We start from the raw sequence: 22,587 nt of genomic DNA on the forward strand, positions 1-22,587 counted from the left end.
TGTCGTTGCGCGTGCAAGCACATCGGCGTATGGTTGAGCGCGCAACGGAAATCGGGAGGGGTCATGCAGCTCGAGGGGATCCACCACATCAGCGCCATCACCGGCGACGCGCCCGGCAACCTCGACTTCTACACGCGGGTGCTCGGCATGCGGCTCGCCGCGAAGACGGTCAACCAGGACGACCCCACCGTCTACCACCTGTTCTACGCCGACGAGGGCGGCCGGCCGGGCGCCGAGCTGACCTTCTTCGAGTACCGGGGGGCGCCGCGGGGCCGCGCCGGGTCGGGGATGGTGCACCGCATCGTCTCGCGCGTCGACTCGGAGGCGTCGCTCGACTTCTGGCAGACCCGCCTCGGCGACGCCGGCGTCACCACCGACCGCGACGACGACGGCCTGCGGTTCGCCGACCCCGAGGGCCTCGGGCACGAGCTCGTCGTGAGCGACGCGAACCCGCCCCTGAAGGCGGTCCACCCCGAGATCCCCGCCGAGCACGCCATCGGCGGCTTCGTCGCGGTCCGCGCGTACGCGCGGCGCCCGCAGGAGAGCGGCGCCCTGCTGGAGGGCGTGCTCGGCGCGACGGCCCTCGGCGACGGCGCCTACGAGCTGCGCGGCGCGCGCCGCGGCGGGCTCATCACGCTCGACGCGCCGCCGGCCGAGCGCCCCCTGAACGGCGCCGGCACCGTCCACCACGTCGCGTGGGGCACGACGGTGGCGGAGCACCCCGCGTGGCAGGGGCACCTGCGCGCGGCGGGCGTCGCCGCGACCCAGGTGATCGACCGCTACTACTTCCACTCCATCTACTTCCGCGAGCCGAGCGGGGTGCTCTACGAGATCGCCGACGACGGGCCGGGCTTCACCCGCGACCTGCCGCTCGAGGAGCTCGGCACCCGCGTGATCCTGCCGGCGTGGCTCGAGCCGCACCGCGAGCAGGTGGTCGCGGGCCTCACCCCGCTGCCCGACCCGCGGGCGGACTGGTCCGAGGTGCCGGCATGACCGGCGTCCCGGAGGTCGCGGGCTGGGAGTACGCCGTCGAGCCGGGCGGCGCCGGCCCCGTGCTGCTGATGCTGCACGGCACCGGGGGCGACGAGCGGGACATGATCGGCCTCGGCCGGGCCCTGGCCCCGGGGGCGACGCTCGTCGCCCCCCGCGGCCGGGTGTCCGAGCACGGGATGGCGCGCTTCTTCAGCCGCACCCCCGCCGACCCGTTCGCGTTCCCCGACCTCGACGAGCGCATCGACGACCTCGCCGGGTTCGTCCGCGCCGCCCTCGCGGCGAACGGCCTGGAGGGGCGTCCCGTGTTCGCCGTCGGCTACTCGAACGGCGCGAACGCCGCGGTCGCCCTGATGCTGCGGCACCCGGGCCTCCTCGACGGCGGCGTGCTGCTGCGGCCGATGCTCCCCGCGCCGCCCCCGCCGGACCTCGACCTCGCCGGCACCGCGGTGCTGGTGGCGGGAGGACGGCAGGACGGGATGATCCCGGCCGACCGGGTGCAGGGCCTCCTCGACGTCCTCCGCGCCGCGGGCGCCGAGGTGCGCGAGCACTGGGAGGAGGGCGGCCACGGCCTCACCCAGGACGACCTGGGGGCCGCGGCGACCTGGCTGGCGGAGCGCGGGGCGGGCGCCCGGTAGGTCACCGCGCCAGGGGCGCGTCGATGGCGGTGTCGGCGGCGGGCGCCGCGGTGCGCGGCGCCCCCGCGTCGAGGCGGGGCATGCGCGACGCGGCGAGCGCGGCGAGGACGAGGAAGGCGGCGGCGAGGAGGAGCGCCGACCGGAAGCCCCCGGCCACCAGGTCGCGCCCCGCGGGCGCGACCCGGCCGAGGGCCCGGTCGAGGCCGGGCGTGAGGTTGGCGTGCAGCACCGCGCCGAGCAGCGCCGCCCCCAGCGCCCCGCCGGTGTAGCGGCTGATGTTCGGCAGCGCCGACGCCACCCCGAGCCGGGTGGCCGGGACGTCGTGGATCGCGGTCATCGTGATCGGGGACGTCGAGACGGCGAGGCCCACCCCGAAGAGGACGATGCCGGGCAGCAGCAGGGCGTAGTGCTGGGCGCCCGCCGTCGCCGCCATCGCGACGGCGCCGGCGGCGGAGACGACGAATCCGGCGGTGGCGAGGCGCTCCGACCCGAACCGGGCGATCGAGCGACCCGCGAGCGGCGCGACGAGCATGAAGCAGGCGGCGATCGGGGTGATGCCGATGGCGAGCTGCACGGCGGTGAAGCCGAGCACCGCCGTGAGGTAGAACGGGAGCAGGATCAGCACCCCGAACAGGGCCGCCGACGAGGCCATCGCCGCGAGGTTCGCCGTCGCGAGGGACCGGCGGCGCAGGAGGCGCAGGTCGATCATCGGGCTCGGCGCCCGCGACTCCTGCCACGCGAACGCCGCGAGGGCCGCGACGCCGAGGGCGGCGGCGCCGAGCACCCGGGGCGATGTCCAGCCCCACGCCTCCCCGCGCGAGAGGGCGACGAGGAGCGCGAACAGCCCGAGGGCGGCGAGGGCGGCGCCCGGCAGGTCGAAGCGGCGGTCCGCGTCGCGGGGGCGGACCTCCACCAGCACGAGCGCGGCGCCCGCGAGGACGACGGCGCCCATCACCGGGCTGAACCAGAAGACGCTGCGCCAGCCGAGCGTCCCGACCAGCACGCCCGCGACGTTGAGCGACAGCACCGGGGCGAGCCCAAGGACGCCCCCCATCACCCCGAGGGCGACGCCCCGCTCGCGGGGGCCGAAGAGCTCGGCGGCGTACGCGTAGGCCGTCGGGGCCATCGCGCACGCCCCGACGGCCTGGAGGATCCGGAACGCGACGAGCGACGGCGCGCTCCAGGCGAGGGCGCAGAGCACCGACGCCCCGCTCAGCACGAGCACCCCGATGACGAACACGCGGCGGCGGCCGTAGAGGTCCCCCGCACGACCGGCGAGGGCGAGCAGCGTCGCCTGCGTCACGAGGAAGCCCGTCACGACCCACGAGATCGCGGGGACGTCGACGCCCAGGTCCTCGGCCATCGCGGGCAGGGCGATGTTGACGATGCTGACGTTGACGACCGAGAGCATCATCCCGCTCGCCACCACCATCAGCGCCATCCAGCGCCAGCGCGGGTGCTCGAGCAGGCGGGCCCGGACCGCCACGACGCGGGCTGCGGCGCGGTCCCTCACCGGCCGAGTGTAGCCCCGGGGTCCGGTACCCTGACCGTGTGGCGACGTCAGGCGAGAAGCTGTGGGGGTACGCCAACCTGGCGCGCCTGTGGTCGTGGACCCTGATCGCCGTGTCAGGGCTCCTGCTGCTGCTGTCCATCGCGATCCAGGCCGCCACGGACGAGGGCCTCGACCTGCGCTGGTGGGGCGCGGCGCTCGGCATCACCGGTCTGACGGGTGTCATCAGCTACCCGCTGTTCCGGGTGTGGCTGCGCAAGACGGCGCTGCCGTCGGTGCGCCTGCCACAGGCCGTCAGGGCGTCCGGTCCCCGCCGCCTGGAGGCCTCGCCGCGCGACTGGCGCCGCTGGGCCGGCTTCACCGCCCTCATCCTGCTGGTCGGCGGCGCGGCGATGCTGGTGTTCCTGATCGGCGTCCTCGGCCGTGGCGGCACCGCGGAGGGCGTCGTCGTCGGCATGCTCGCCGCGTGGGGCGCGGCGACGCTCGAGGACGTCCGCCGCATCGTCGCCGCCGAACGGGCGGAGGGGCGCCGCTACTACGCGGCGTGCACCCGGCCGACGGGTGTCGGCAACAAGCTGGTGTGGGTGCCGCGGCGCACCGCGGACACCCCCGTCACCCCCGCCTAGCGGGTCCCGTCGCGCTCCATGTCCGAGAAGAGGCGCTCGGGCCTGGCGGCGTAGATCTCGGCGAAGCCGCAGCGGACGCAGACCTCGGCCCGCAGGGCGCTCACCCGTCCGGAGGCCATCAGCGAGCGCCGGCGCTTGAGCGACACCACCCCCGAGACCACGCACGGCTCGACGGGACCGGAGCACTTCGGGCAGGTGTCGGACACGGTGCTAGGATACCCCCATGGGTATGGATGGCGGCGAGGAGGCGGGCGTGGACGTCCACGACATGATCATCATCGGCGGAGGCCCGGCCGGGTACACGGCCGCAATCTACGCCGCCCGGGCGAACCTGTCGCCCCTGGTGGCGGAGGGCTTCGGGGCCGGTGGTCAGCTCATGCTGACGACCGACGTCGAGAACTTCCCGGGCTTCACCGACGGGATCCAGGGCCCCGAGCTGATGCACGCGATGCGCGGCCAGGCCGAGCGCTTCGGGGCGCGGCTCGTCGCCGCCGACGTGACGAAGGTGGACCTCTCGCGCCGGCCGTTCGCCGTCTGGATCGACGACGAGGAGCACCTCGCGCGGTCGATCGTGATCTCGACGGGCGCGTCCGCGCGCTGGCTCGACCTCCCGAGCGAGGGCCGGCTGCGCGGCTTCGGCGTCTCGACGTGCGCGACCTGCGACGGCTTCTTCTTCCGCGACAAGCCGATGGTGGTGGTGGGCGGCGGCGACTCCGCGATGGAGGAGGCGTCGTTCCTGGCCCGCATGGCCTCGTCCGTGACGATCGTGCACCGGCGCGACGAGTTCCGCGCCTCGCGGATCATGGTGGACCGGGCCCTCTCCAACGAGAAGATCCACGTCCGCTACAACGCCGTCGTCGAGGAGGTCGTCGGCGACGACAAGGTCGAGGCGGTGCGGATCCGCGACCGCGTCACCGGCGAGGTCGAGGACATCCCGGCCGCCGCGATGTTCGTGGCGATCGGCCACGACCCCAACACCGGCCTCTTCGCCGGCCAGGTCGACCTCGACCCGTCCGGCTACGTCGTCACCGACGGCACCCGCACGAGCGTGGAGGGCGTCTTCGCCTGCGGCGACGTGCAGGACACCGAGTACAAGCAGGCGATCACCGCCGCCGGCAGCGGATGCATGGCGGCGATGGACGCCGAGCGGTGGCTCGAGGCCACCGCCCACGAGCAGACCAGCGACGCCCCGACCGGGGTGGTCGCATCAGGAAAGGACGCGTAGATGGCCGAGAACGTCGTGGAGATCACGCAGGACAACTTCCAGGGCACCGTCCTGGAGAACGAGAAGCCGGTCCTCGTCGACTTCTGGGCCGAGTGGTGCGGACCGTGCCGCACGATCGCCCCCGTCGTCGAGCAGATCGCCCAGGAGCGCGACGGCAGCCTCGTCGTCGGCAAGCTCGACGTCGACGCGCACAGCGCGATCGCCCAGCGTTACAACGTCCAGGGCATCCCGTTCATCGGGCTGTTCGAGAACGGCCAGCTCACCCGTCACGCCGTGGGCGCCATGCCGAAGGCGCAGCTCGAGCGCGCCCTCGGGCTGGAGTAGCGCGATGCCGAGCTACGACCTCGCGTGCGTGGAGTGCGAGCACCCGTTCGAGGCGTTCCGGCAGGGGTTCCTGCGTGACGAGGACCGCGTCTGCCCGTCCTGCGGTGCGGCCGACGCCCGCCAGCTCTTCACCGGCTTCGTGACCGCGCGCCCCTCACGGGGCGACGGCGCGCCGTCGGTGGTGGGCTTCGGCGGCGGCGGCGGAGGGTGCTGCGGCGGGTCCTGCGGCTGCGGCGGAGGGTAGGGCCGTGGCGACCACATCGCCCCGCCCGTCGTCGTCCGACGGCCTGGTGCTGCGTCTGCGCCGCGCGGAGGGCCAGCTCCGGGGCGTGCAGCGGATGATCGAGGAGGGGTCGGACGCGAAGCAGGTCCTGACCCAGCTGGCCGCCGTCAAGGCGGCCGTCGATCAGGTGGGGATCCACCTCATGTCGGAGCGCCTGCGGACGTGCGTCGCGAACGGCGACGAGGACTGCGCCGAGGCGTTCGAGGATGCGATGGCGACGCTGCTGCGGTTCGCGTCGCTCGGGCGCTGACGGGACCCACCGGGACCACCGGAGCGGGTCGGGGGGTCGTGCCGCGCTGGTTCGCGGCCGGCCTCAGCCGGGCGCCGTCGCGGCTGCCCATGACGAGGGCCCCTGCCGCCACGCACCGGATGCCGCGGGCGCCCCGTGGGGCGTGGACCGTCGCCATCTCGCGCGTCACCTCCACCGAGCCGCGCGCCGCCAGCCGGTAGGAGTTGGTCAGGCCGGGAGCCATCGCGCTCCCAGCCTAACCGCAGCGGGCCCGGGGCGTCCACGTCGCGCGTGCGACGACCCCGGGCCGGTGCCGGCCCGTCCGGATGGAGGGCCCCATCAGATCGCCGCCACGGAGATCCCGGTGCGGCCGCGGCGCTCGACGGCGGTGCGGCGGAGCGCGGAGCACACCGACAGCGCGACGCGGTAGCCGGCGTCGGACTCGGCGCCGGTCATCACCATCGTGCAGGCGGCGCGGCCCGAGAGGGAGCGCACCAGGCGCCGGGGGCGCTCGGAGATGATCATCATCGGCCGGTCGTCGGCGTGCAGGCCGTCGGCGAGCTGGCGCCAGTCGGCGTCGTCGCCGCGGAGGTCGAGCATCACGATGTCGCCCGAGGCGGGCGGCGTCCGGTGGGAGGCGGCGTCGGCCGCGAGGACGACGTAGCCGAGCCGGGTGAGGGTCTCCTCGAGGGCGGAGCGGCCGGCCCCGTCGGAGCCGAGGACCAGGATCTGGGTCTGGTGGTGCATCTGTTCGTACCCCATATCGCGAGAGTTTCTGCGCGGTCCCCGCATCGGGCGGGGGGCGCGGGACGCGGATCGACCCTGTCGAGGACGCACCTCGACCGGGTCGGGGGCCGAACTAGCCGGGCCGGCGGACCGCCATGCCGTGGCCGCTGCGGGGACCGAGGAGGCCGAGCAGGTACACGCGCTCGGACAGCTGCGGACGCGGCGCGTAGGCCGCGAGCAGGAGGGTGCCCAGCAGGATGAGGAAGACGATGCTCGACGCGGGCGGGGCGCCCGAGCCGGGGAGGACGTAGCCGGCGAGCACCTCGAGCAGGCTCGCGCCGGAGGGCACGCTGCCCTCGGGGGCGACCAGGCGGGGCGCGGTCGAGAAGGCGTCCGTCTCCGGGGGCTCCGTGGCCGTCGCGAACGCGTCGGCGGCCTGCTGCCGGTGCGCGGTGACGACGGGGCCGGTCGTGGAGAACGGGTCGCGCATCGCGGCGCCGAGGCCCGTGTCGGTCAGGAGCCCCGGTGCGCCGGCCGCGCGGTCCGCCGGGGCGGGACCGAGGGGCGGGGCCGGGTCGGGCGAGGTGGGGGCGCCGAGGGCCAGGGTCACATCGGGGCCGGTCGACGGGGTGCCCGGGCCGCTGGTCGTCTCCGGGAGGGTGGGCGGTGCCACCGGGAGGCGGACGACGGGGACCGGGGTCGTCGTGACCGGGTAGAGGACCGCCGGGCGGGCGCCGGGGTCGTCCGGGGTCGCGCCCATGCCGGGCGTGAGCTCGGGGAGCGCGGGTGCGAGCACCGGCTCGAGGACCGGGACCAGGATCCCGGGGATGTCGATGACCGATCCGGCCGGCGCGGGCGCCGGGGTCGGGTCGGTGGCCGGGGCCGGCTCCGGGGACTCCGTCGCGGGCGACGGGGCCGGGGCCTGGTCGACCGGCGTCGGGGTGGGCTCCTGCGCCACGGGCTCCTCGGCGACCGGCGCCTCGGAGGCGGGCGGCTCCTCGGCGGGGGCCGGGACCGGCTCCTGCGCGACGGGCGCCTCGCTCGCGGGCGTCTCCTCGGCCGGCGCCTGCGAGGCGGGGGCCTCGCTGGCCGGCGCCTCGGAGGCCGGGGCCTCGGACGACGTGGCCGGCGGGTCCATCACCGCGGCGTCGTCGGCGAGGGCGACGGCCGGTGCGAGCACCGCCAGGAGGACGGCCACCAGCAGCACGCGCAACAGCGTCACGAGGGACGAGGTGTGTGTGGGCGGGGCCGGACTCACGAGAAAGTCGCCGTATTCACCGATTCCGACAGCGGGGGCAGGAGTATCGAGCGCGCCGAAGATACACCGGATCGGTCCGTCAAGCATCAATTCCGTGGTGCATGTCGTGTCACGTGGATCCAGGTGTTTCACCTTTTGCAGTATTCGACGAGCGATGTGAGTGACGTGACGCGCGGGCACGGCCCGGGCGGCAGGCTCCCGTCGCGGTCGACGAGCACCGCGCGGACCCCGGCGGCGGCGGCCCCGGCGCAGTCGGCGTGCGGCAGGTCGCCGCAGTGGAGCGCGCGCCCGGGGGGCACCCCGAGGGCCTCCAGTGCGTGGCGGAAGATCGCGGGGTCGGGCTTCGCCGCGCCGACGCCGGCGCTCGTTGCGACCACCCCGAAGCGGTCCGCGACGCCGAGGCCCTCCAGCACGTCGGGGAGCGCGTGGTCCCAGTTCGACACCACGCCCAGGGCGACGCCGGCGGCGGCGAGTGCGTCGAGGGCCGGGACCGCGTCGGGGAACAGGGTGAAGCGCAGGCTCCCCACCAGGATCGGGGTGAGGACGTCGAGGTCGGGGGCGTCGCCGCCGAGGGCGTCGCGCAGGACGCCGGCGCACTCGCGCCGCAGCGCGGCGAGCGAGGGGGCGTCGCGCCCGCGCCCCAGGTTCGCCCGGTAGTGGAGGACCTCGGCCCGGAGGGCGTCCGCCACGCGCGCCGCGTCGTGGACGTGCCCCGCGCGCGCGAGGGCCGCCCGCAGGAGCGGCACGGGGGGCTCCAGCGCGAGGAGGGTGCCGTGGGCGTCCAGGAGGACGGCGTCCACCGGCGAACCGTCACGGTGGGGATCAGCGGGGTGCTGGGCTATGATCCCGCGTCCTCTCGGCGCTGGGGGTTCGCGGCATGCGCGTTTCTCGGGGGCGCGTCGCGATCGCGGTCGCCCTGGTCATGGTGATCGCCGTCGCGGCGGTCCCCACGCTGGTGGCGGAGCGGTACACGGACGGGCCCGGTGGGGCGGAGGTGGGTCATGCGAGGCTCGATCGCGGATGGGAGTTCGTCTATCACGCCGTGCGGCTCTCCCGCGGCGCCCGCCTGCCCTCGGAGGACTTCGCGATCGTGCGTGCGCGCAGCGCGTGGGCCGGCCCGCCGGCCGTCGCCCAGGACGTGGAGCTCGTCTACTCCGACGGGCCGTTCGACGTCCCCGTCCCGCCCGGCGGGACCGCGCCACCCCCTGAGCGCCGCCGCGCCGAGCCGCTGTCGCGCCTCGGGTGGGTCGTCTACGGCCGCGTCCGCGGCGGGCCGCTCCAGATGATCGGGCTGCTCGACTACGCCTCCGGGCGCGTGGCCTGGAACATCCGCCCGCTGGAGGCCACCCCGTGAGCGACCTCCGGCGACGCCGGCGCGGCCGTGCACGGCGCGCCCGGCGCAAGCGGACCAACCTCCTGCTGATCGTGAGCGGGCTGCTCGTCGCCCTGATCGGCGGCGGCGCCCTCGTCACCGCGCTCGCCGTGCACTCGGTGGCGCAGCGCCTCGAGGCCGAGGGCGGTGAGCTCAAGGAGATCCGCCTCGGGCAGAACACCCGCATCTACGACAAGAACGGCGACCAGCTCGGCATCGTCGCCGGCGAGACGAACCGCACCGTCGTGGGCACGCGGCGGATCCCGCAGGTGCTGAAGGACGCGACCGTCGCGATCGAGGACAAGCGCTTCTTCGAGCACTCCGGCGTCGACTACTACCGGCTCGTCGGCGCGGGCGTGCGCGACCTGCAGAGCGGCGCCGCGACCCAGGGCGGCAGCACGATCACGATGCAGCTCATGAAGAACCTCTACGAGCCGCAGGCCGACCGCACGTTGTCGAAGAAGATCGAGGAGGCCTACCTCGCCTTCCAGTACGAGAAGAGGTACACGAAGGACGAGATCCTCGTGAAGTACCTCAACGGGGTGTTCTACGGGCAGAACGCCATCGGCGTGCAGGCCGCGTCCCTGACCTACTTCGACAAGGACGTCGCCGACATCAGCCTGCCGCAGGCCGCCCTTCTCGCGGGGCTGCCGCAGGCGCCGAGCCAGTACAACCCGTTCCAGAACCCCGACGACGCCCGCGAGCGGCGCAACCTGGTGCTCGACCAGATGGCCGAGCAGGGCTACATCACGCAGGAGCGGGCCGACCAGGCCAAGCGCGCCGGCATCGCCCTGAAGCGCGGGCAGGCCTACAAGCGCAAGCGGGAGGAGTACTTCTTCGAGTACGTCCGCCAGGAGCTGATCGACCGCTACGGCGCGGGCGAGGTCCAGAAGGGCGGGTTCAAGGTCTACACGACCATCGACCCGGCGCTGCAGAGCGCGGCACGGCGCGCGATCCGCGAGAACCTCTTCTACGACGACGACCCCGCGTCCGCGGTGGTGACGGTCGACTCGCAGAAGGGCTTCATCCGCGCGATGGCCTCGAACCAGCGCTTCAGCGACAACCAGTTCAACTTCGCGACGCAGGCCGAGCGCCAGCCCGGGTCGACGTTCAAGACGTTCGTGCTGACCGAGGCGATCCGGCGGGGCATCAACCCGTACACGACGCTCTACGCCAGCAAGAAGCTCGACTTCGTGGACGACCAGTACGGGCCGATCGACGTGGCGACCTACTCGAACTCGTACCGGGGGGCGGTCCCGATCGCGTCGGCGACGCTCAGCTCGGACAACGCCGTCTACCAGCAGCTCACGCTCGACCTGGGCCCCCAGGACATCATCGACCTCGCCTACAAGATGGGCATCTCCCGCGACCGCGAGCTGCCCGACGTCGCGTCGATCGGCCTCGGCGCCGGCGAGGTCACGCCCCTCGACATGGCGACGGCCTACGCCCCGCTCTCGAATGGCGGGATGAGCGTGAAGCCGATCGCGATCCGCAAGATCGAGCTGCCGAACGGCAGGAGCGAGACGTTCGCCCCCGAGCGCAAGCGGGTGTTCTCGGACGGCGTCGCGTACGAGGTGACCCGCATCCTCGAGAGCAACGTCACCGGCGGCACCGGCGGCAACGCCCAGATCGGCGTCCCCGTGGCCGGCAAGACGGGCACCACCGACGACTTCGCGGACGCCTGGTTCGTGGGCTACACGCCGCAGTACTCGACCGCCGTCTGGGTCGGCTACCCCAACTCCACGGGCCCGAAGCGGTACATGACGAGCGTGCACGGCATCGCCGTCGCCGGCGGCTCGTTCCCCGCGCTGATCTGGGGCGACTACATGCGGGTGCTGGTGGAGCGCCTCGGCGGGTCCGGGTCGTTCCCGCTGCCCGACGACCCCGTCGAGTGGGCGCCCTTCTCCAGCGACTTCACCCGCGCGGCGGGCGCCGTGCGGGCCGCGTCGGCGCGCTCCGCGGCGGCGTCGAGCGCCGCCAGCGAGTCGACCCCGTCCACGGACCGGGTCCCGACCAGCACGCCGGCCGCGCCCCCGGTGACGCCGCCCCCGCCGACGGCGCCCGCCCCCACGCCGACGCCGACCCCCACCCCGACGCCGACCCCCACCCCGACCCCCCCGGCGGTCCCCTCGACGCCGGCGACCCCTCCGCCGCCGCCCGCGACGACCCCCGCGCCACCACCGCCCGCGACGCCATAGGATCGGACCCCCGCCCCAGGCTGGTGCCATCGCGCGGATGAGACGGATCGACCGACAGAGCGCCGCCCGGGCGGCGCAGGCGGCGGCCCGCCCGCTCGGCGCGGCCCTCCTCGCCGGGGTCGTCACGGCCGCGCTGCTGCTGTTCGGCCCGCCGGGCGGCGACCAGGCCGCCCACCTGTACCTGACCCAGTCGTGGCGCGATCACGGCTGGGAGCTGTGGGACAACTTCTGGTACTCGGGCCGCTACGCCCAGGTCAACTACAGCCTGCTGTTCTACCCCCTCGCCGCGCTCCTCGGCTGGGGGACGGTGGTGGTCGGGTCGTGCGCGGGCGCCGCCGCGGCGTTCGCGGCGCTGCTGCGACGGCGCTGGCCGGCCCTCGCCACGGGTCCCGCCCTGCTCTTCGCCCTGCTGGTGCCGCTCGGCGCCCTCGCGGGCACGTACCCCTTCCTGCTCGGCCTGGCGACGGCGCTCGGGGCGATCGTCGCCCTCGACGCCGGCCGCCGCGGCGCCGCCCTCGCCGGCGTGTTCGTCACCGCCCTCGCCCACCCGCTCGCGCTCGCGTTCCTGCTGGTCGTGCTGATCGCGGTGGCCGCCGCGAGCCGCGGCTGGTGGCGCACCCGCGGCAACGTCGTCCTCGCCGTCGGGACCGGCGCCGTGGCGGGCGCGCAGGCGCTGCTCCTGCGCGGCTTCTCGACGGGCGACGCCAGCTACCCGTTCGACCCGAAGGACGCCATCGCGATCACGGGCTTCTGCGCCGTCGGCCTGCTGCTGACGCGGGGGCTGCCCGACCAGCGCCTCCTGCGGGCCGTCTTCCTCGGGTACGCGGTGCTGGCGGTCGCGGCGTTCGCCGTGTCCTCGCCGCTCGGCGGCAACGCCGTGCGGCTGATCCTGCTGATGGGCGCGCCGCTGCTGCTGCTGCCCCTCGCCGCCCGCGGCTTCCGCCCCCGGGGCCTGACGGCGGTCTGCCTCGTCGGCGTGCTGATGTGGCAGACGATCCCCGCGGTCGCGGGGTGGCGCACGGCCTCCGAGTCGCGCGCCCAGGACAAGACCTTCTGGTACCCGGTGATCGCGTGGACGGAGGCGCACCAGGACCCCGACTACCGCGTCCAGGTGGTCGCGACCGCCGACAACTGGGAGGCCTACTACCTCGCGCGGCGCGACGTCCCCCTCGCCCGCGGGTGGTTCCGCCAGGACGACTTCCCCGCGAACGCCGTCCTCTACGAGGACCTCACCGCCCGGCGCTACGCGGCGTGGCTGCGGCGGACCGGGGTGCGGTACGTGTTCCTGCCGGACGACCCCCTCGACTACAGCGCCACCAACGAGGCGGCGCTGCTGCGGTCCGGGCGGTCCGGGCTCGACGAGATCGCCCACATCGGCGGCTGGACCGTCTTCGAGCTGCCGCGGCCCACGCCGATCGCGACGCCCGCGGACGGCATCTCCGTGCTGGCGCTCACCTCCAGCGCCGTGACGCTGCGCGTCGCCGAGCCCGGCGTCTACCGGCTGCGGCTGCGGTACACGCCGTACTGGCGCGTCGAGAGCGGCACCGCGTGCGCCGCGCCGCGCGAGCCGTGGGGCACCGACCTGCGGGTCACCGAGGCCGGCGTGGTGCGCCTCTCGTTCGACGTCCGCCTCGGCACGTTCGTGGACGCGGTGCTCGGCGGCGATGGTGGCTGCGGCACCCCCGTCCTCGGCCCGCCCGCACCCGGGGCCCCCGCCCCCGGCTGACCCGGCGGGGCGCTTGCGGCGCGGCGGCGGAGCGGACAACCTGCCGCGATGGCCGCCGACGACACGCTCCGCGTGCTCACCTGGAACCTCTTCCACGGACGCGACGGGCTCCCCGGCCTCGGGGCGACGCGGCGGTCGACGTGGCGGCGGATCCCCGAGGACGACGGCGTGCACATGCACGTCAACCGCAAGCTCACGGGCCTGATGGCCCGGCGCATCGCCGGGTGGGCGCCCGACGTCGCCGCCCTCCAGGAGGTCCCGACCGGCGCCATCCGCGAGATCGTCGCCGTCACCGGGATGCGGGCCGTCTGGACGACGACGGGCCCCCTGATCGGCCCGGCCCGCCTGCGCGACGCCCTCGCCGCCCGCAACCCCGACCTGTGGCGCACCCACGAGGGCAACGCCAACGTCCTGCTCGTCGCCCCCGGCCTCGGCGTCGAGGAGGGGAGCGCCCGGGCGGTGCGCCTCAACCCGGTCCGCACCATCCTGCGGGCGGCGCGCGAGCTCGGCCCGGAGCGGGGTGAGCTGGTGCGGTACCTGCCGGAGCCGCGGCGCCTGGTCGTGGCCCGGGTGGTGCTGCCCGGGGGCGGCCGCGTCGCCGTCGGCTGCACCCACTGCCACAACGCCCGCCACCCCGGCGTGGTGGGACGCGAGATCCTGCGCGCCGCGGCGAGCGTCGGCGACGTCGCCGGGGGCGGGCCGGCGGTGCTCGCCGGTGACCTGAACGCGCCGCCGAGCCACCCCGCGATCGCCGAGCTCGGCGGCATCGGGTGGGAGGGCGCCGCCCCCGTCGCGGGGATGGGGATCGACCGGATCCTGCACCGCGGCCTGCGGGTCGGGGAGCCGGTGCGCCGCCTCGACCCCGCCGAGCGCGACGCGGGGGTGTGGTGGCGGGGCCGCGCCCGGCGCGTGCGCCTCTCCGACCACGACCCCGTGATGGCGACGTTCCGGCTGCCGCCTACGGCGAGCGCATCGTGAGCTGCGCGACGAGGAGCACGATCAGGAGGACCGCGGCGGCGGCGGCCCACCGGGCGCGGCGGCGGTCCTCGCCGACCCAGTCGGCGAGCGGCCACACCAGCGGGAACGCCATCAGCCCGAACCGGGCCATCGACGTGATCGTGCCGCTCGACAGGGGCACCGCCAGCACCGCCGCCGAGTAGGCGACCCAGGGCGACCGCAGCCCGCCCTCGGACCGCCAGAGGCGGGCGAGGAGCCAGAGGTAGCCCGCGAGGAACGCGAGGTCGCGTGCGGTGGCGTGCCACGCCGCCGTGAGGGTCCCCTCCCGCACGAGGTCCCACCCGGCGCGGATCTCCTCCGGCGCGGCGGTGACGAGGCCGATGCCGAGCTGGCCCCGGTCCCACGCGCGCTGCGCCTCGAACGGGAGCATCGCCGACCCGCGGGCGACCGCCATCCAGGCGAGGAACGCGCCGACCGCCGCGACGCTCGGCAGCACCGCGACGGCGGCGCGGCGCCACCGGCCGGGTGCGTCGTCCTGGAGGGCGATCATCCCGACGAGCAGCGCGACGATCCCGCCCGTCGGCCGGGTGAGGGCCGCGACGCCCGCCACCACCCCGGCGAGCGCGTACCTGCCGCGCACGGCGAGCAGGGCCGCGAGGACGGCGCACATCAGCGCGATGCCCTCGGTGTAGGCCATCGAGCAGTAGACGGCGGGTGGCAGCAGGGCCAGCGTCCACGACGCCCGCAGCGCCGCCTGCGGCCCCATGCGGCGGTCGGTGAGGGCGTGGAGGCCCGCGATGGCGCCGAGGAACGCGAGGTTCGAGACGACGAGGGTCCCGACGAACGGGTTCAGGCCGACGGCGAGGAACGCGGCCATGACCCCGGGCAGCAGCGGGAAGAAGGCGAGGTTCGTGAAGACCTCGCCGACCTGCCCCATGTCCTCGGCGTAGCCGTTGCGGGCGATGTCGAGGTACCAGGTGGTGTCCCAGCCGCCGAGCTGGTCGAGCCAGCCCGGCACGGCCGGGTCGACCCCCCTTGTCGGCACGCCGAAGGCGAGGCTGCACACCACGCCGACGACGAGCACCAGGGCCCGTGACGTCGCCCACGCCGCGACCGGGGGGGTGCGCCACCACGCGGCGGCGCCCCCCGGCTGCGGGCGGCTCACCGGCGGCGCCCGGCCCAGGTCACCATCGCCCCGAGCACCAGGAGCATGGCGGCGAGCAGCACGGTGACGAGCGCGGCCGGCTGCACGTCGACCTCGGCCGGCACGACCTCGGTGCCCCCCGGCAGGACGGCCTCGAGGCGCACCCGGGGCGCCGACGCCGCCCACACCGCGAACCCGAGCGCGAGGGCGCCGGAGAGGGTGGCGAGGGCGCCGGTCCACACCCCGGCGGTGCGGCTGTCGCGCCGCGCCGACACCATCGCCGCCCCCGCGACGACGGCGAGGACCCCGATGACGGGCATCAGCAGCAGCTGGCCGGCGCCTGCGAACCCGGAGGCGCTGACCGCCCCCGCCGCCCGCGGCGCCGAGTACCAGGCGAACGCCGGCAGCACCGCCAGGGCGCCGCCGAGGGCCATGAGGACGACGCCCACGAGGCGGCCCCTCACCGCAGGGCCGCCACGCGCTCGCGGTGGAGGACGACCACGCCGTCCTCCTCGAAGACGATCCGCATGTCCGGCCGGGCCCGGAGCGCGGCGAGCCGGATGGCGTGGGCGGTGGGCAGCAGCCGGTCGCCCAGGTAGGGGCGGGCGGCGTCGACGACGACCCAGTCGGCCTCGCCGATCACCGGGTACGTGAGGATGCGCTCGCGCTCGGACAGGTGGGCGCCGAGCAGGTTGCCCGCCGAGACGGGGACGTCGTCCGGGATCACCGCGACGGCGCGGGCCATCACCCGCGAGTGGTCCGTGACGCGGTACTGGTCGAGGCGCTGGTTGTCGGATCCGATGAGGGGCGCGTCCCTCCACCATGGCAGCGGCCCCATGGACAGGCCCGACACCGCGACGACCGCGACCCAGGCGACGGCGACCCGGCGGGGGTCCTCCAGGGCGCGCACCAGCAGCTCCGGCCGCCCGGCGCGGCGCAGGCGCGACAGGCCGAGGATCGACGCGGCGACGAGGAACGGGACGATCACCGCGACGTACTGGAACTCGATGGAGTACTGGGGGAACCAGTCGGCGAGGACGTTGATGGCGATCTCGGGGAGCGCGCCGGCGGCGAGCAGCGGCGCCGCGAGGGGCAGGAGCAGCAGCGGGGCGAGCAGGGCCACGAGGTAGCTGAGCCGGTCGTACTCGAGGACGAGGGCGACGGCCTCCCACGGCCGGGTCAGCAACGTCCGACCGACCTCGCCGCCGTCCCCGCCGAGCGACGCGTAGCGACCGACGAACGCCGACCCCTCGCCGGCGTTGTAGTGGGGGATCACCCAGAGCACCGCGAACGCCACCCACGCGAGCGACGCCGCGGCGAGGAAGGCGCCGTAGCGGCGGCCCGCGCCGCGCACCACCATCCACAGGCCGAGCATGGCGAGGGCGAGCCCCACCTCCTCCTTGCAGAGGGCGGCGAGCACGGCGAGCACCGTCAACGTCAGGTAGCGGCGCTCCTCCGCCGCCCAGATGCAGAACAGCAGCAGCGGCGCCGCGAGCGTGACGGGGTGGAACTCGGTCACCGTCGCCCACTGCAACGGCGGGTAGAGGAGGTAGACGGCGGCGGCGGCGACCGCCAGGCGGTCGTCGCCGAGCCACCGGCGGCCCAGCCAGAACGCCGGCAGCGCGCCGGTCGCGACGATCACCGCCTGGGCGACGAGCAGCGCCTCCGGCAGGAACGGCGTCCACGCGAACGGGGTGAACAGCACCAGGACCGGGTCGACGTGCGCCCCGAGGCGGGTGAACTGCCGGCCGAGGATGTCCGTCGTCTCGAGGGGGCGGCCCTGGGCGGTGCTCCACACCGCCTGCACCATGTTCCCGACGTCGAAGCGGCCGGTCCAGAAGGCGCGGTGGCGGGCCACCGACAGGTACGAGAAGAGGGCCGCCCACACGACGACCATCGCCGCGACCGCCGCGTGCGGGCCGCGGGGGCGGCGGCGGGCCCACGCGACGCGCGGGCGCGCCCGGGGCGCCGGCGGCGCGACGCTCACCGGTGACGCCCGGCGAGCACGGCGAGGGCGACGAACAGCAGCTCCACGAGGGTCAGCACGAGGCGGCTGCCGACCGACAGGGCCACCGCGACGCCGCCCGGCACGTTCTGGGCGAGCGCGAGCGCGAAGGCGCCCTCGCGGATGCCGAGGCCCGACGGGAAGATCACCGCCACCATCGAGACGGCGAACGACAGCAGGAAGGCGAGGCCGACGAAGGCGGGTCCGCCCGCCTCCGGGCCCGCCGCGGCGCGCACCGTCAGCCAGATCCCGGCCCCGAGCAGGACGGCGGTGCCGGCGTACCAGGCGAGCACGGCGGCGAGGGGGCGGCCCGCCAGCAGGCGCGGCAGCGGCTCGCGCCGGGCGCGGCGCAGCAGCCACGCCGAGGCGGGCCCGAAGACCCGCGGGTGCAGGGCGAGCAGGCCGAGGGGCAGCAGCGCCAGCAGCCAGACCCGCGCGTCGCCGCCGTCGCCGTCGCCGGTGCCGTAGAGGGCGATGAACGCCACGCCCCCCGCCGCGGCGACCCCCACCGACAGGAGCTGCTCGTAGGCCATCCCCGCGAGGGTGGCCTTGCGGGGCACGCCGCGCTCGTGGCTGAGGACGACCCGCCCGAGGATCATCACGACGCTGCCCGGCACGTAGCGCCCGAGCAGCGAGCGGGCCCAGATCGAGACCGTCACCCGGCCGGGCAGCGGCGGCTGGTGCAGCTCGTCGATGACGGCGCGGTAGCCGAGGGCGCTCGCCAGGTAGAAGACCAGCAGCACCAGGCACCCGAGCGCCAGCAGGCCGGGGTCGACGTCCCAGTCGTACTCCGACACCGCCGCCCAGCCGTCGACGAGGGCGTACCCGAGGAAGCCGAGCACCAGCAGGCCGGCGGCGAGGCCGCCCCAGCGCCGCCAGGGCCCGCGCTCCGCCCCCGGCCGGACCGCCTCAGCCGGTGGGTTCGTCACGCCGGCGCGCCAGCGCCAGGAGCCCGTGGTAGCCGGGGCGGCGGCCGACGAACGCGGAGTCGACCTCCAGCAGGGCCCGGACGGCGCGGGCCGCCAGCTTCGGCGGGGCGCCGCCGACGGCGCGCCCGCCGCCCGCCGCGAGGCGCCGCTTCAGGGCCCGGCGGTAGACCTGGCGGTGGTAGAGCCCCGTGAGCGGGAACCCCCAGCCCTGCACCTCGACGCCGGTGAAGCCCGCGCGGGCGAGGCGCTCCTCCAGCATCTCCACCGAGTACCGGCGCCGGTGGCCGGCCCAGCGGTCCGTCCAGTCGTAGCGGTAGGGGTCGGCGGGGACGGTGACGAGCAGCAGGCCGCCGGGGCGCAGCACGCGGTGCAGCTCGCCGAGGGCCGCGGCGTCGTCGTCGAGGTGCTCCAGCACCTCGGCGCAGACGACGGCGTCGAACGCCGTGTCGGGGAGGTCGAGCCGCTGCAGGTCGCCGACGACGACGGGGTTGCCGTCGAGGGCCCCCCGCGCCCGGAGGGCGTCGCGCACGAAGTCGCAGAGCTCGGGGCTGTACTCGGTCGAGGTCACCCGCAGGCCCGCGTCGATCATCTTCAGCGTCAGGCTCCCGGCGCCCGCGCCGGCGTTCAGCACCTCGGGGCCGGGAAGGGCCGGCAGCAGCCGCCGCATGACGAGCGCCTCGCGGAAGTCGTGCCGCGGACCGTAGAAGTCGGGCGTGTCGCCCCAGTCGTGCGTGGTGGGCTCGGAGGTCGTCATGCGTCCAAGGTTAGGGGGGTGAGGGCGTCGAGCAGGGCCCCGGCGACGGCGCGCGGGGCCCCGGTCCGGGTGTAGACGTCGTGGCCCGCGGCGGCCAGGCGGGCCCGGAGCGCGGGGTCGCCGGCGAGGCGGACGAGGGCGGCCCCGAGGGCGGCGCCGTCGCCGGGGGGCACCAGCAGGGCGCTCTCCCCGTCGCGCAGCACCTCGCGCACGCCCGGCGTGTCGGCGGTGACCACGGGGCGCGCCGCGGCGAGCGCCTGCCACACCTTGTTCGGCACGACCCGCGCGGCCTTGTCGCTCGTGCCGAACACCCCGAGGCACATCGACGCCGCCGCGACCTCGTCGCCGAGGCGCTCGTAGGGGACCCACCGGTCCCACGTCAGGCCGGCGGGGCGCTCGCGGGCGAGCTCGGCCGCGAGCCAGTCGCCGAGCTGCCCGTCGCCGATGAGGCGCACCGGCGGGGCGCCCGGCACGCGCGCCGCGGCGAGCACCGCCGGGAGGCCGTGGAGGGGGGCGAGCTTGCCGTAGAAGAGGGCCGCGGGGGGGCCGGGGGGCAGCGGCGACGGGGGGAACGCACCCGGTTCGGCGCCGACGGGCACCACGGCGATCCGCTCCCGCGGCACCCCGAACCGGGCGCTCAGCCAGTCGGCCCCGGCGGCCGTGTCGGCGAGCACGAGGTCGGCGACGCGCAGGGAGACCCGGTCGACCCCGGAGAGGGCGGCCCCGGCGGCGCGGCCCGCGAGGGCGCGGTCGCCGGCGAGGGTGTCCCACAGCGAGATCATCATGTCGACCACGAGCGGCGCCCGGCGGGCGCGGGCGACGACCCACGCCGGGACGGCGTCGGGCTGCGCCGGGTAGCCGGCGACGACCGCGTCGACCGGGCCCTCGCGGGCGGCGGCCACGGCGAGGCCCGCCCACGCCCCGGCGAAGCGGCCCCCGGTGACGGCGAGCGGGACGGGGCGCAGGAAGCCGGCGCCGGCCTTGTGGCGGCTGCGCTCCCAGACGGGCCGGTGGTGCTCGACCACCTCGACGCCCGCCTCCCGCAGGCCCGCGACGAGCACCCGTGAGCGCGGGTACGCCCGCTCGTAGGTGCCCAGCCACATCACCCTCACGCGACGCCCCCCACCGAGGAGATCAGCGGATCACGCGCTCCACCCTCGAGCGGGCCTCCTCGTCCTGCGGACGCAGGTGGTACCGCTGGATCATCTCGCTCACCAGGCCGATCGTGAACAGCTGCACGCCGACGACGATGAGCAGCACCCCGAGGAGCAGCAGGGGGCGGCCGCCGATGCCCTCGCCGGTGAGGCGGAGCACGGCGAGGTAGGTGCAGATGACGACGCCCACCAGGATGAAGAGCATCCCGATGCCGCCGAACAGGTGCATCGGGCGCTGGCGGAAGCGGCCGACGAACAGGATCGTCAGCAGGTCGAGGAACCCGCGCAGGTACCGCTCGAGGCCGTACTTGCTCTTGCCGTACGGGCGTTGCCGGTGGTTGACCGGCAGCTCGCTGACGCGGAAGCCCTCGTTCGCGGCGAGCACCGGGATGTAGCGGTACTGGTCGCCGGTGAGGGCGAGCGAGCGGACCACCTCGGAGCGGTACGCCTTGAAGCCGCAGTTCAGGTCGTGGAGGCCGATGCCGGACATCGCGCCCGTCACGCCGTTGAAGACCTTGGAGGCGGCGCGCTTGCTCCACGCGTCCTGGCGGTCGCGCTTCCAGCCGCTGACGAGGTCGGCGCCGGCCTCGAGCTCGTCGAGCAGGCGGGGGATCTCGGCGGGGTCGTCCTGCAGGTCGCCGTCGATCGTGACGATCGCGTCGCCGCGGGCCTCGCGGAACCCGGCCATGAGGGCGGCGGCCTTGCCGAAGTTGCGGCGCAGGCGCACCACGGCGATCTCGGGTTCGCTCGCCGCGAGGTCGGCCAGGATCTCCGACGTGCCGTCGGTCGATCCGTCATCGACGAAGAGGACCTCGGTGCGACGGCCCAGCCCGCGGAGCACGCGGAGCAGCTCCTCCGAGAGAGGGCGCACCGACTCACGCTCGTTGTAGACCGGGACGACGACCGAGACGAAGGCGAGGCGAGCGGCCACCGGCGCGGATGCTACCAGCGCCCGGGCGACCCCCCGGCGGTCACCACCCCTCGGCGATCGCGGGGCGGAAGGCCCGGTCGAGGCGCATGAATCCGCCGGCCCCCTCCGCGAGGTCGCTCGCCAGCGTCACCGCCGCCTGGCCTCCCGTGCCGACGCGGCGCCAACGGACGCTGGCCTTGCGTTCGCTGCCGGTGAGGAGCCTCATCTCGACCTGCGACTCGAAGCTCGCCCGGTAGAAGTCGTTCGAGAGCAGGCCGCCGCACTGGATGAGGTCGATCCCGTTCACCAGCTCCTCCGACGTGAACCGGCGCCGGAGAGTTCCGGCCGCGACGTCCGCGAGCTCCTCCGCCTCCGCCTTCACGATGTTCTGCGACGCCTTGTCCCCCCTCTCCGCCGCGGCACAGACCTCGGCGGCGAAGCGCGCGATCTCCTTCTTCTGGTCCTCGTGACCCACGGCGAGGTCGCGCATCTTCTCGATGAGCCGCCGGTTGTTATCGCCCCTCACGCCGTACTGCTGCTTCAGGCGCTGGAGGAGGACCGAATCCGTCCCCGCCTCGTGGTCGCGGTACGCCTCCCTGATGCCGCGCATCCCGATCCAGAAGCCGCTGCCCTGATCGCAGGCGACCCATTCGTGACCTCCGGCCTGGTGGAGGACGTCGGAGGCGTCCTGCACGATGACCGTCGATCCCGTGCCCGCGATGATGATCCCGTCCGCGCGTGAGCCGAGGAGGAGGGACACGCCGTCGTTCGCGGCGCCCGCGGACACGATCGCGCCGTCGAGCAGCTCCGGGAGGAGGCTCTCCATCGCCGCCAGGTACTCGTCGCGGGTCCATGGGGAGAACCCCGCGGCGCTGATCCACAGATGGACGCGCAGCGCGCCCGGGGAGTGGTCGCCGAGATGCAGCTCCAGCGGAGCGAGGATCCGGCGGAGGGTGCTCGGGATCAGCTCGGGTTTGAGGGCTCCCGAGAGGGTGTGGCCGACCTCGTAGGAACCGAAGATCTCGACGCTCCCGCCGACGGACGTGGCGAGCGCGACGTTCGTCCGCGTCCCCCCGGAGTCCACGCCGACGTGCACCTCCTGACTCACCGGATCTGGAGCCATCGTCCCTCCCGCGTCATGAAGCCCTCGGCCAGGAGCTGCTCGACGGCCTCGTCGATGTCCGCGGCGGGGCTACCGTGGTCGATGAAGTACGCCACGATCGACTGGCTGCGAACGCGACCGCTGGCGTCCTGGGTGGCGAGGGCGCGCTCACGGACCGCACCGATGAGGTCTACGGCCGGAGCGGACGTCGCAGCGAGCCGATCGGGGTCGCCACCCAGGCTCAGGACGACGGTGCGGAGCGCGGCGATCTGATCACGGAGCACCGCGTTCTGGTCGTTCGCGGAACGCGTAGCCCGCCGCTCGAAGAAGAACCCCGTGAGGAGACCGAGCACGAGACCGACCGCGATGCTCACGATCTCTGACCACACGGGAGCCCCCTCCACCGGTCCGTCCACTGGTCGCGCACCCCGGGATCCGCCGACCAATCGTTGTGTCACCGCTATCTACAGACGCGGAGGCCCCGGCACCACTGGTCGACGGTCGGATCTGGAGCCCTGGTGCCGGCG

General features: G+C 75.3%; 25 protein-coding genes. 11 read left to right on the plus strand and 14 right to left on the minus strand.

What is annotated here, in order from left to right:
* The first annotated feature begins 63 nt into the window (after positions 1-63).
* Both IU369_RS18430 and IU369_RS18435 read left to right on the plus strand, forming a co-directional pair.
* Entirely contained in the window at positions 64-993 is a 930-nt protein-coding gene (locus tag IU369_RS18430; RefSeq protein WP_217922447.1) for a VOC family protein, read from the plus strand.
* Positions 990-1,628: an alpha/beta hydrolase gene (locus tag IU369_RS18435; RefSeq protein WP_217922448.1), complete on the plus strand. Its 639-nt coding sequence runs from the start codon at positions 990-992 to the stop codon at positions 1,626-1,628. Before IU369_RS18430 ends, IU369_RS18435 begins: the two co-directional genes overlap by 4 nt.
* A 1-nt stretch (position 1,629) precedes the next feature.
* Here the strand turns inward: IU369_RS18435 and IU369_RS18440 are convergent, their stop codons facing one another.
* Complete coding sequence (locus IU369_RS18440) at positions 1,630-3,141, minus strand: DHA2 family efflux MFS transporter permease subunit (RefSeq protein WP_217922449.1); 1,512 nt, start codon at positions 3,139-3,141, stop codon at positions 1,630-1,632.
* A gap of 38 nt (positions 3,142-3,179) precedes the next feature.
* Between IU369_RS18440 and IU369_RS18445 the strand changes: the two genes are divergently transcribed.
* Positions 3,180-3,764 (plus strand): hypothetical protein, encoded by a 585-nt coding sequence (locus IU369_RS18445; protein WP_217922450.1) that lies wholly within the window; start codon positions 3,180-3,182, stop codon positions 3,762-3,764.
* Here IU369_RS18445 and IU369_RS18450 read toward each other — a convergent pair.
* Positions 3,761-3,970: a hypothetical protein gene (locus tag IU369_RS18450; RefSeq protein ID WP_217922451.1), complete on the minus strand. Its 210-nt coding sequence runs from the start codon at positions 3,968-3,970 to the stop codon at positions 3,761-3,763. The genes IU369_RS18445 and IU369_RS18450 overlap by 4 nt on opposite strands.
* A gap of 17 nt (positions 3,971-3,987) precedes the next feature.
* On the opposite strand from IU369_RS18450, the gene trxB reads away from it, so the two are divergent.
* Genes trxB through IU369_RS18470 form a run of 4 tightly spaced genes read left to right on the plus strand, consistent with a single transcriptional unit; the run spans position 3,988 to position 5,846 of the window.
* Positions 3,988-4,989, plus strand: a complete 1,002-nt coding sequence (gene trxB, locus IU369_RS18455; RefSeq protein WP_246551309.1) for a thioredoxin-disulfide reductase — start codon at positions 3,988-3,990, stop codon at positions 4,987-4,989.
* Positions 4,990-5,313, plus strand: a complete 324-nt coding sequence (gene trxA / locus IU369_RS18460; protein WP_217922452.1) for a thioredoxin — start codon at positions 4,990-4,992, stop codon at positions 5,311-5,313.
* 4 nt (positions 5,314-5,317) lie between these two features.
* A complete protein-coding gene (locus IU369_RS18465) occupies positions 5,318-5,557 on the plus strand; it encodes an FmdB family zinc ribbon protein (protein ID WP_217922453.1) in 240 nt (79 codons plus the stop codon).
* Between the two features lie 4 nt (positions 5,558-5,561).
* Positions 5,562-5,846, plus strand: coding sequence for a metal-sensitive transcriptional regulator (locus IU369_RS18470; protein ID WP_217922454.1), 285 nt, complete (start codon positions 5,562-5,564; stop codon positions 5,844-5,846).
* Positions 5,847-6,164: 318 nt separating this feature from the next.
* Here IU369_RS18470 and IU369_RS18475 read toward each other — a convergent pair whose 3' ends face one another.
* The 3 genes from IU369_RS18475 to IU369_RS18485 all read right to left on the minus strand — a co-directional run bounded on the left by IU369_RS18475 (position 6,165) and on the right by IU369_RS18485 (position 8,609).
* Positions 6,165-6,587, minus strand: a complete 423-nt coding sequence (locus tag IU369_RS18475; RefSeq protein WP_217922455.1) for a hypothetical protein — start codon at positions 6,585-6,587, stop codon at positions 6,165-6,167.
* A gap of 97 nt (positions 6,588-6,684) precedes the next feature.
* Positions 6,685-7,773: a hypothetical protein gene (locus IU369_RS18480; protein ID WP_217922456.1), complete on the minus strand. Its 1,089-nt coding sequence runs from the start codon at positions 7,771-7,773 to the stop codon at positions 6,685-6,687.
* A gap of 164 nt (positions 7,774-7,937) precedes the next feature.
* The gene (locus tag IU369_RS18485) at positions 7,938-8,609 is read right to left on the minus strand and encodes an HAD-IA family hydrolase (RefSeq protein ID WP_217922457.1); all 672 of its coding nucleotides are present in this window, start codon (positions 8,607-8,609) and stop codon (positions 7,938-7,940) included.
* A 77-nt stretch (positions 8,610-8,686) separates the two neighbouring features.
* On the opposite strand from IU369_RS18485, the gene IU369_RS18490 reads away from it, so the two are divergent.
* Genes IU369_RS18490 through IU369_RS18505 form a run of 4 tightly spaced genes read left to right on the plus strand, consistent with a single transcriptional unit; the run spans position 8,687 to position 14,083 of the window.
* Complete coding sequence (locus IU369_RS18490; RefSeq protein ID WP_217922458.1) at positions 8,687-9,163, plus strand: hypothetical protein; 477 nt, start codon at positions 8,687-8,689, stop codon at positions 9,161-9,163.
* Positions 9,160-11,379: a transglycosylase domain-containing protein gene (locus tag IU369_RS18495; protein WP_217922459.1), complete on the plus strand. Its 2,220-nt coding sequence runs from the start codon at positions 9,160-9,162 to the stop codon at positions 11,377-11,379. The genes IU369_RS18490 and IU369_RS18495 overlap by 4 nt, the downstream gene beginning before the upstream one ends.
* Before the next feature lie 37 nt (positions 11,380-11,416).
* A complete protein-coding gene (locus IU369_RS18500) occupies positions 11,417-13,105 on the plus strand; it encodes a hypothetical protein (RefSeq protein WP_217922460.1) in 1,689 nt (562 codons plus the stop codon).
* A 48-nt stretch (positions 13,106-13,153) separates the two neighbouring features.
* Positions 13,154-14,083, plus strand: coding sequence for an endonuclease/exonuclease/phosphatase family protein (locus tag IU369_RS18505; protein ID WP_217922461.1), 930 nt, complete (start codon positions 13,154-13,156; stop codon positions 14,081-14,083).
* Here IU369_RS18505 and IU369_RS18510 read toward each other — a convergent pair.
* From IU369_RS18510 to IU369_RS18550, 9 genes are read right to left on the minus strand one after another with little or no spacing between them, the layout of a single operon-like run.
* Positions 14,064-15,227 (minus strand): glycosyltransferase family protein, encoded by a 1,164-nt coding sequence (locus tag IU369_RS18510; protein WP_217922462.1) that lies wholly within the window; start codon positions 15,225-15,227, stop codon positions 14,064-14,066. The genes IU369_RS18505 and IU369_RS18510 overlap by 20 nt on opposite strands.
* The gene (locus IU369_RS18515; protein WP_217922463.1) at positions 15,224-15,655 is read right to left on the minus strand and encodes a hypothetical protein; all 432 of its coding nucleotides are present in this window, start codon (positions 15,653-15,655) and stop codon (positions 15,224-15,226) included. The genes IU369_RS18510 and IU369_RS18515 overlap by 4 nt, the downstream gene beginning before the upstream one ends.
* 11 nt (positions 15,656-15,666) lie before the next feature.
* On the minus strand, positions 15,667-17,193 hold the full coding sequence (locus IU369_RS18520; RefSeq protein WP_217922464.1) for a DUF2079 domain-containing protein: 1,527 nt from the start codon (positions 17,191-17,193) through the stop codon (positions 15,667-15,669).
* Positions 17,190-18,140 (minus strand): lysylphosphatidylglycerol synthase domain-containing protein, encoded by a 951-nt coding sequence (locus IU369_RS18525; RefSeq protein WP_217922465.1) that lies wholly within the window; start codon positions 18,138-18,140, stop codon positions 17,190-17,192. Before IU369_RS18525 ends, IU369_RS18520 begins: the two co-directional genes overlap by 4 nt.
* On the minus strand, positions 18,121-18,894 hold the full coding sequence (locus tag IU369_RS18530; RefSeq protein ID WP_217922466.1) for a class I SAM-dependent methyltransferase: 774 nt from the start codon (positions 18,892-18,894) through the stop codon (positions 18,121-18,123). Before IU369_RS18530 ends, IU369_RS18525 begins: the two co-directional genes overlap by 20 nt.
* On the minus strand, positions 18,891-19,997 hold the full coding sequence (locus IU369_RS18535) for a glycosyltransferase (protein WP_217922467.1): 1,107 nt from the start codon (positions 19,995-19,997) through the stop codon (positions 18,891-18,893). Before IU369_RS18535 ends, IU369_RS18530 begins: the two co-directional genes overlap by 4 nt.
* Before the next feature lie 31 nt (positions 19,998-20,028).
* Positions 20,029-20,979 (minus strand): glycosyltransferase family 2 protein, encoded by a 951-nt coding sequence (locus IU369_RS18540; RefSeq protein ID WP_217922468.1) that lies wholly within the window; start codon positions 20,977-20,979, stop codon positions 20,029-20,031.
* Positions 20,980-21,019: 40 nt separating this feature from the next.
* The gene (locus IU369_RS18545) at positions 21,020-22,066 is read right to left on the minus strand and encodes a BadF/BadG/BcrA/BcrD ATPase family protein (RefSeq protein ID WP_217922469.1); all 1,047 of its coding nucleotides are present in this window, start codon (positions 22,064-22,066) and stop codon (positions 21,020-21,022) included.
* Positions 22,063-22,434, minus strand: a complete 372-nt coding sequence (locus IU369_RS18550; RefSeq protein ID WP_217922470.1) for a carboxylesterase family protein — start codon at positions 22,432-22,434, stop codon at positions 22,063-22,065. The genes IU369_RS18545 and IU369_RS18550 overlap by 4 nt, the downstream gene beginning before the upstream one ends.
* Positions 22,435-22,587 lie beyond the last annotated feature (153 nt).

Source organism: Miltoncostaea oceani (genome assembly GCF_018141545.1).
GTDB classification, from domain to species: domain Bacteria; phylum Actinomycetota; class Thermoleophilia; order Miltoncostaeales; family Miltoncostaeaceae; genus Miltoncostaea; species Miltoncostaea oceani.

Bases quoted from the DNA above. Each gene is read 5' to 3' on its own strand.
- IU369_RS18430 (WP_217922447.1), top strand. From the start codon at position 64: ATGCAGCTCGAGGGGATCCACCACATCAGCGCCATCACCGGCGACGCG.
- IU369_RS18435 (WP_217922448.1), top strand. From the start codon at position 990: ATGACCGGCGTCCCGGAGGTCGCGGGCTGGGAGTACGCCGTCGAGCCG.
- trxB (WP_246551309.1), top strand. From the start codon at position 3,988: ATGGGTATGGATGGCGGCGAGGAGGCGGGCGTGGACGTCCACGACATG.
- trxA (WP_217922452.1), top strand. From the start codon at position 4,990: ATGGCCGAGAACGTCGTGGAGATCACGCAGGACAACTTCCAGGGCACC.
- IU369_RS18465 (WP_217922453.1), top strand. From the start codon at position 5,318: ATGCCGAGCTACGACCTCGCGTGCGTGGAGTGCGAGCACCCGTTCGAG.
- IU369_RS18475 (WP_217922455.1), bottom strand. From the start codon at position 6,587: ATGGGGTACGAACAGATGCACCACCAGACCCAGATCCTGGTCCTCGGC.
- IU369_RS18490 (WP_217922458.1), top strand. From the start codon at position 8,687: ATGCGCGTTTCTCGGGGGCGCGTCGCGATCGCGGTCGCCCTGGTCATG.
- IU369_RS18500 (WP_217922460.1), top strand. From the start codon at position 11,417: ATGAGACGGATCGACCGACAGAGCGCCGCCCGGGCGGCGCAGGCGGCG.
- IU369_RS18505 (WP_217922461.1), top strand. From the start codon at position 13,154: ATGGCCGCCGACGACACGCTCCGCGTGCTCACCTGGAACCTCTTCCAC.
- IU369_RS18530 (WP_217922466.1), bottom strand. From the start codon at position 18,894: ATGACGACCTCCGAGCCCACCACGCACGACTGGGGCGACACGCCCGAC.
- IU369_RS18535 (WP_217922467.1), bottom strand. From the start codon at position 19,997: ATGTGGCTGGGCACCTACGAGCGGGCGTACCCGCGCTCACGGGTGCTC.